The 7804-nt window shown below is 33.7% G+C and carries 9 protein-coding genes and 1 pseudogene; all 10 read right to left on the bottom strand.

The features are described 5' to 3' along the window. The coding region (locus tag V7183_RS19505; protein ID WP_335360530.1) for a stage III sporulation protein AA at window positions 1-148 on the bottom strand (148 nt) is incomplete at its 3' end. Window positions 149-224: 76 nt separating this feature from the next. Further along, a complete protein-coding gene (locus V7183_RS19500; RefSeq protein ID WP_335360529.1) occupies window positions 225-353 on the bottom strand; it encodes a D-alanyl-D-alanine carboxypeptidase in 129 nt (42 codons plus the stop codon). Window positions 354-476: 123 nt separating this feature from the next. After that, window positions 477-1217 (bottom strand): type II toxin-antitoxin system SpoIISA family toxin, encoded by a 741-nt coding sequence (locus V7183_RS19495; RefSeq protein WP_335360528.1) that lies wholly within the window; start codon window positions 1215-1217, stop codon window positions 477-479. 195 nt (window positions 1218-1412) lie between these two features. Then, entirely contained in the window at window positions 1413-2150 is a 738-nt protein-coding gene (gene gpmA, locus V7183_RS19490; protein WP_335360527.1) for a 2,3-diphosphoglycerate-dependent phosphoglycerate mutase, read from the bottom strand. Between the two features lie 181 nt (window positions 2151-2331). Beyond that, entirely contained in the window at window positions 2332-2808 is a 477-nt protein-coding gene (locus V7183_RS19485; protein WP_335360526.1) for a MarR family winged helix-turn-helix transcriptional regulator, read from the bottom strand. Window positions 2809-3022: 214 nt separating this feature from the next. Next, window positions 3023-3400 (bottom strand): hypothetical protein, encoded by a 378-nt coding sequence (locus V7183_RS19480; protein WP_335360525.1) that lies wholly within the window; start codon window positions 3398-3400, stop codon window positions 3023-3025. Between the two features lie 249 nt (window positions 3401-3649). Continuing rightward, a complete protein-coding gene (locus V7183_RS19475; RefSeq protein ID WP_335360524.1) occupies window positions 3650-4060 on the bottom strand; it encodes a VOC family protein in 411 nt (136 codons plus the stop codon). 460 nt (window positions 4061-4520) lie between these two features. Further along, window positions 4521-4595, bottom strand: a pseudogene (locus tag V7183_RS19470) (ABC transporter ATP-binding protein); the annotation flags it as partial. A 41-nt stretch (window positions 4596-4636) separates the two neighbouring features. Further along, entirely contained in the window at window positions 4637-5911 is a 1275-nt protein-coding gene (locus V7183_RS19465) for an MFS transporter (protein ID WP_335360523.1), read from the bottom strand. A 317-nt stretch (window positions 5912-6228) separates the two neighbouring features. Further along, on the bottom strand, window positions 6229-7539 hold the full coding sequence (locus V7183_RS19460; protein ID WP_335360522.1) for a DEAD/DEAH box helicase: 1311 nt from the start codon (window positions 7537-7539) through the stop codon (window positions 6229-6231). Between the last annotated feature and the right edge of the window lie 265 nt (window positions 7540-7804).

Here is a 7804-nt window from a genome sequence, read left to right as displayed (position 1 = left end):
GTATATATTTTGATGCATCATTACGCATGAGCTTTTCTAACTGATTAATATTTTCCGTTAATGCACCTTTTACAAGAGAGAAATCTGTATTCGATACTTCTTTTTTTTCCTTAAAAAACGAAAGGTTTTTTAATTTTGTTTCTTTCATTTCTCTTCCCCCTTTTGTAAAAAAGATACAATCTTTATCTATCTTTATTATATCTTAAAATAAAAAGGATGCACTGTCATCCTTTTCTTCTTAGTTCTTCTTCTAAATCTTCTACTTGCTGCATTGTATCTCCTTTTATTAAAGAGAAATCCGTTGTATCCTCAGTCTCTTCTTTAAAAAATTCATTACTATATTCTTTTTCCACTACAATCACCTCTACGTGCTAGTGTTGGGATGATTGTCCGATTTTATTCAACTTTTGTCCGATTTCCTCGAAATTTGTTCAAGATTATGTATAAGAGAAAAGGACAGAATTGTAATTCTGTCCTCACTTACTAAAATAACTATGATGAATTGTTAAGTTATATACATTTTCAAAATCTCGATCTTGGAGATTATTCTTTTGTCCATCAATGACAATACAAATGTCTTTTACTATTTTTGCTGGTATAATGCCGACATTTTCTACTTGCACTGCTTTTTGTTCATTTAATTTCTCTATATGTTCTAAAGGTATTGTAATACTAAATTGAGAGCGAACACCACGAAACTGTGTATTTAATTCTTCAGCAGTAACAAACACAACAATCTTTGCTCCAATTTTTTCTGCATACGCATCCAAAAATGCATTTAAACTTTCTGCATATTCCCTTTCTGTTTGCCACTCCATTGTACAAAATGCTGCTGGGTTTACATTCTGAATAATTGTTGTGTAAATCTCACCTCGTGCTTTCGAAGCGATTAATGATCGCTTAATAGATTGAACCGTCTTTCCAATATCACTAAATTTCGCGCCCCATATTTCAGAAATATTTGGAGTTAAAATAAACGCAATATCGACAAATATCACCATCGCAACAAACATTAAAATATTTTTCCAGAGGGTTAAATCAATTCCTTTTATCATGAAATAAATTGTGACTGATGTAATAAACGCACCATACCATGTTTTTCGAATAAGTTGCTTTTTCTCTTCATACAATTCTTCATTTTTCCAATAAAAGAAAATAAGAAATAAAAAAACTAGTACAAGAAAAAACAAACCAATTCGAATGTTAGAGACAGTCAATCACATCACCCTCCATTCAAAAACTTCTCACGATATCATTACATGCTCAACTCTCTCTCATTATGACAAAAGACATGAACAACCTTCTAAAGTTTGCAGCGTTGCATATACATGAGAAGGAAACCACGTCTTTTATAGAATGAATCTACAGTTTATATGTAGACAAGCCTGTATTTCAACTTTTCAAACATATTTTCACAAAGAAATATGTTTTGGAATTACACCCTCAGGTACTTCACCATCCATACTTAAATAGTAATGACGAATTGGGTGTAAATTTTCATCTAACTCATATACAAGCGGAATACCTGTTGGAATGTTTAGCGATACAACTCCATCATTCGATAAATGATCTAAATATTTCACGAGAGAGCGAATTGTATTACCATGCGATGAAATGATTACTTTTTGATTTGATTGTAATGTTGGTGCAATTTCCTTATGCCAAAAATCCAGCACTCTTTGTTCTGTATCCTCTAAACACTCTGTAAGTGGAAACTCGCCTTTTTTTAACAACTTATATCTTGAATCAGTAGCTTCATATCTCGGATCGTCTTCAGTAAGAGCTGGCGGTCTTACATCGGTACTTCTTCTCCAAATATGAACTTGTTCATCTCCGTATTTCTTAGCTGTTTCTTCTTTATTTAATCCTTGAAGTGCTCCGTAATGTCTTTCATTTAGCTTCCATGATTTATGTACAGGAATCCAAGTCAGATCCATTTCATGGAGGATAATCCATAGTGTCCGAATTGCTCGTTTTAATACGGATGTGTACGCAATATCAAACGTGTATCCATTGTTTTTTAATATTGCACCAGCTTCTCTTGCCTCGTTTAATCCATTTTTTGATAAATCTACATCTGTCCATCCTGTAAATCTATTTTCCAGATTCCATAAACTTTGTCCGTGACGAATAAGTACAAGCTTTATCATAATAATTCCCCTTTCGGAAATAACCATTTAAATTTTGCAATACGTACACGTAATAAAGTATCTGGCAATGTTCATTTTTTATCCATGGATTCTATGATTTATTCATAGTTGCCAAAATACACGGATAAAATGTATTCTTTTTCACACTCTAAAAACAGAAGAATGAATCATTTCCTTATTTTTAATCAGCTGGTTCTTCACGCTTAAATAACCATGCATCAAAGCCTAGACGGCTATTAGCTAGTTCATTCATAACTTGATGCCAATTCTCTTCACAGCTTTCACCAAATTTTGAAAAAATACTTCCCATTTGTTCTCTTTGCACATCGCTTAGTTTTTTCTCTAGCTCTGCTCCTTCTTTAGTTAGGGCAAGCTGCTTCACACGGCGATCATGCTCGGCTTCATTGCTTTCAATAAGCCCCTTTTCAAGAAGCTGACGAAGTGGTCCGTGAAGAGCCTGTTTACTTATTTCTAACAGAGATAGTAATTCATTTATACTAAGCCCTGGAAAACGAGCAATAAAAAATAAAATTCGATGATGCACTCGCTGTATACCATATTCTTTTATAATTTCATCTGGTTTTGCTGTAAATGTTTTATATGCAAAATAAAACAATGCAAGTGCCTGATTCATTTGTTCTTCTTTATGTTGTGTCATCTACTTTCCCCCTATATGTAAATTATACCACAATTTATCTCTGTGATATTGTATCAACAAATTTGACTTAATAAAGGAGAACTTCTCTCAAAGTTAATAGCAAAGCTTGCAAAGAAGAATTTTTAATTAATAGGCTATGTTAATTAATGTTGTTGATACTTTTTAAAGAAATGAGTAACTTCTAATTCAAAAAAAGTTACTCTCCTCAATCAAATTAGTCTTTAGCTTTATTTTTATATCTATCTCCCAACTTCATAGCGAAGAACTGAGGAATCAAATTCAAAAAACTCACAACTACTAATAGTTGAGAAGGTGAAAATGGCTTAAAGTAACCAGCATCCCACCCTATCCCTGCCGTATCTTCCATCCTGCCGATAAAATAAAATGAAATAATTACAGATACAATATTTCCGATAATAAGGGGAATTGAGTTGCTTAGTAATTGTCCAAGGAACGCAAGAAGCGAAGTTGCTACAATCATTATTAAATAGCCAAGCATTGAACGATTAGCAAAGTCTTGGTGCATCGAAAAATAAACAAACGGAAAACAGTATAAACAGACTATTAAGATGCTAAATCCTATTTCCCTCATATTTCACCTCATTTTGTAATTTTAAATACAGCCAATACAAGGCTTGCTTATAAAGAAATATTGGAAAGTCGAATACTATTATAAGTTGAATTTGTTGGAAACAAACAACTTTCTACAAACATCTTTCTAATTGTATCATTGTCACTTCTTGGAATACAGGTTCATTTACAGAAAATAAAGCAATAGAATTGATAAAAAAAACGTATTACTCATTAGATTGAGAATACGTTTTTATTTACTAACATATACCTAGTTTTCCAAAAGATTTAACTGCCAAGAAACACCATACTTATCATTAAGCCAACCGAATTTTTTACTGAATGGATAGGCTGCAAGCGGCATTAAAACTTCTCCTTCTTGTACTAGCTTATTAAAAACTTCATCAATTTCCTCTTCTGTATCACAATTTACATATAACGACATAGAAGGAGTAAATGTAAAATCATGCTTCACATTACTGTCTATACACATAAACTCTTGTCTATTTAATGTAAATGTTGCATGCATTACAGTTCCTTCTTTTCCTGGTCCATTCGCACCGTAACGAGAAATATTTATAATTTCTGACTGATTAAATAAGGAAGTATATAAGGTCATCGCTTCCTCTGCATTACCATCAAACATTAAAAAAGTAGTAATTTTTTGTTTTGTATTCTTCAATTAGAAGCATCCTCCTTTTATGTAGATACATATGAAATCGTTCGTTCACCTAACAAACCGAACATATATTCCTATAATTGTATTTTCCTCAAAAAGTATAGGGGTGTCAACTAATTATTTAGTGTTTGTATTTATTTGCTTACCTTCTATTCCGTCAAGAAGTTCGATAATTTTTTCTTGACTTATAAAGGGGGCTAGGCTAGCAAGCTTTTCTATATTCAATTCATTATCCATCATTTGATCCACCAAATGATGGATCGTTTCCTGATCAAGAAATGGTACGAGTGTATGAACGCTCTCCCAATTCAAATTAGCGCGCTGTTACAATGAACTTAACACAATCAATTCTACTATCCTATCAACTATTCGTTGCATAGTGTGCATTCAACTAACAGTAGAATGGACCAATGTAAAAAACAGGGTCAAAAATAAAACGTCCTTTCAAAAAGGTGAAATGAATCGCTTTTGAGTTTAAAGCACCCGTTGGCTCATCAACAAAGATAGTATCTGGATTATTGATAAGCGCACGGCAAATAATTTCGTAAAAAGTTTCTTTTGAGCATTCTTCCAATCATATCACGCTGTTTCGCCCTCATTTCTCAATATTCTTTTTGTTACAATTGCCATTACTATCATTATGAAACTTATAAACAATATAGGTAAGTAAACTTTTATACTAAAGGTTTCAAACATAACTCCATATATGACCTGCCCTATAGGTGCCATACATTGCGCAACTGCTGTAATAATTGCCATGACTTTTCCTAAATTTTCATTTGGTGTGTTTTTTTGCACAACTGTAATAACAAAGATAGAGATAATTGTCATTGCCATTGCAATAAGGATTGCACACAAGATAAAGAGAATAAACGACGGGTAGTATCCAATTTTAAGAATGAGAGGCATAACGGAAACAGCCATTGGTATAATTAAAAGAGCAATGATGAGTAACCACTTATATATTGTGTTAATTTTCATCTTTTTTGCAAAAAAACCGATAGATAAGGCCCCTAAAATTGTAGCAAAATCTATAAGCCCCATCCCGATACCATATAATGTGTCGCTACTTTGCATCGTTACCCGTAAAATGATGGGACCACCGACAACAAAGAGTGGTGTGAGAATTAGGTTGAACAATGCCGCAAGGATCATAGATTTGAAAATATAAGGCTTTCTGACAACATAAGTAAATCCAACTCTCATGTCTTTTATAATTGTCGGTACAATGTGCTCATTCTGCTCCCTTTTCGCAAATGGTATTTTAATAAACATCTCTAATATTGCCGACAAGAAAAAGGCAATACAACTCATCACAACAAGTACTTTTAAACCTACAACACCATACAGTACGCCGCCCAAAACAGGAGCCGCTACACTTGACAATGCTTGAACACCATTCACGATACCATTTGCCTGTTCCAATTTTTTTTTCGTAACGAGCAACGGAATACTCGCCATAACAACAGGAGTATATATCGTACTAATAATCGCTAACAAAATCATGACAACGCCGATAAGTATCACGGAAGTATTACTGACTGATAATAACAAAAGAAAGTCGAAAATAATAACACTACTTATCATGTCATAGATTACCATCAAATTACGTCGGTTAAATCTATCTGCAATAGCACCGCCAATAGGTGCCAACAACAAAGGAAGACTCGATATAGCATATAAAGTAGCATAAATGTCCGCACGCCCCGTTATATCCAGTACATAGAGTGATAAAGCAAAACGTAAAAGAGTGGATCCTAAGATAGATACGATTTGCCCAATCACCATGAGGTTAAAATCTTTAGAAAAAAGGTTTATATGGATACTATTTTGCATCGTATACACACCTTCCATTAGGATATAAGACCGACTGTCGGTCTAATACAAATATATGTGTATCCTATAAAAAAGTTTCATTCTTATCTATAAATTTTATTGCACATCACAAACAGTCGATCACCCTTCCTTTTTTCAATTCTTTACTTAGCCATTCCATACCCCTTATTCCAGTCATAAATTAACGTTTTTTTCATATTTCACTAACATATACAACACTCTAATTAAATTATCCTCCCGCTTTAAGGAACGAAAGAATATTTTTTTGCATTTATTCCACCTTTTAAACATAATAAAAAAGTCATTTTCCTTCTTAAAAGGAAAATGACTTTTTATTAACGCCCTCGTCTTTGCTGCTTTTGCTTTGTACTACTTTGCTTTTTACTTGGTTTATGAAATGATCGTTGTTTTGTACTTTTCGATCCTTCGCGATTATCTTTCTGACGATATTGACCTGTTTTCTTTGGATTTTTCATTTGCTGTTTTTGCTTTTTTTCATCCGCATCATTTTTTTGTTTAACAGGCTGCTCTATCTCTTGTCTTTGCAATGCTCTGCCAATATATTTCTCAATCTCTTTTAAATACATTTCATCTTTTGGTGCGACGAATGTAATTGCAAGGCCTGATTCACCAGCACGTCCAGTTCGGCCAATTCGGTGTATGTAACTCTCTACATCTTCTGGAATGTCATAGTTAAATACATGCGTTACGCCTTCTACATCTAATCCACGTGCTGCTACGTCTGTCGCGATTAAATATTGAATTTTCGCATCGCGGAAACTCTTCATCACTCGTTCACGTTTCCCTTGAGATAAATCGCCATGAAGTTCATCACAATTATAACCGTATCCTTTTAAATCATCATATAATTTACTCGCTCTACGCTTTGTACGACAAAAAATAACTGCTAAAAACGGTTGATCTCGGTCCATCACATAACGTAAGGCATCTTGTTTTGCACGATCCGTTGTTTCAATCACACGTTGTTTTATACTATTTACTGTTACTTCTTCGCTTTGAATCTGGATTATCTCAGGCTCTTTCATATAGCGCTTCGCAAGTTTTTTAATATCTTTTGGCATCGTTGCTGAGAATAACATCGTTTGTTTACTTTCAGGTGTTTCTTCTAAAATTTCTTCTATATCGTATAAAAACCCGAAATGAAGCATTTGATCCGCTTCATCTAACACAAGCATAGAAACATTGGATAATACAATTGTTTCGCGGCGTAAATGATCTAATAAACGCCCAGGCGTTGCCACTACAATATGTGTGTTCCCTTTTAGTTTTCTCATTTGCTGCGCTACATCTTGACCACCATATATTGCAAGAACGTTGATATCTTCCTTATGAACAATCATCTTTTCAATTTCAGTTGTAATTTGCAATGCTAATTCTCTAGTTGGTGCCACAATTAAAGCTTGTACATCACTTGATTTAGGATCAATCTTTTCTAAAATTGGCAAGATGAATGCAAGCGTCTTACCTGTTCCCGTTTTCGCTTGCCCAATTATATCTTTTCCAGACATGACAACTGGGATTGCTTTCTCTTGAATTGGTGTCGCTTCAGCGATCCCATTTTCACGTAATGTATAATTAAATGTTTCACTAATTCCTAACTCTAAAAAGTTTTTCAAACAGATCACTTCTTTTCCTTATTTTTCACATTGAGTTTTCATTGTACCATTTGTTTCACTAAATATGAAAAGAAAAATAAATCTAATTCAGATAGTTAGTCTGCCTAATTAAGAAAAGAATAAGCTCCTTTATTTTCTTTAAACATAGTATGTAAAGGACTATGAAGTATTAAAAAAAGCAGGTGAAAACATGACATTAGATTCTCAACGTATTATAGGTTTCCCTGGCATGGGGATGGGCAGCTCCCCTAGCATGGGGATGGGCAGCTCCCCT

Origin of the sequence: Bacillus sp. JJ1127, from assembly GCF_036965845.1 — a bacterium.
GTDB lineage: Bacteria > Bacillota > Bacilli > Bacillales > Bacillaceae_G > Bacillus_A.
This window is presented reverse-complemented; position numbering and strand designations above follow the sequence as displayed.

Excerpts from the sequence above, each read along its gene's own strand:
- gpmA (WP_335360527.1), bottom strand. The coding sequence starts at position 2,150 with ATGATAAAGCTTGTACTTATTCGTCACGGACAAAGTTTATGGAATCTG.
- V7183_RS19485 (WP_335360526.1), bottom strand. The coding sequence starts at position 2,808 with ATGACACAACATAAAGAAGAACAAATGAATCAGGCACTTGCATTGTTT.
- V7183_RS19480 (WP_335360525.1), bottom strand. The coding sequence starts at position 3,400 with ATGAGGGAAATAGGATTTAGCATCTTAATAGTCTGTTTATACTGTTTT.
- V7183_RS19465 (WP_335360523.1), bottom strand. The coding sequence starts at position 5,911 with ATGGAAGGTGTGTATACGATGCAAAATAGTATCCATATAAACCTTTTT.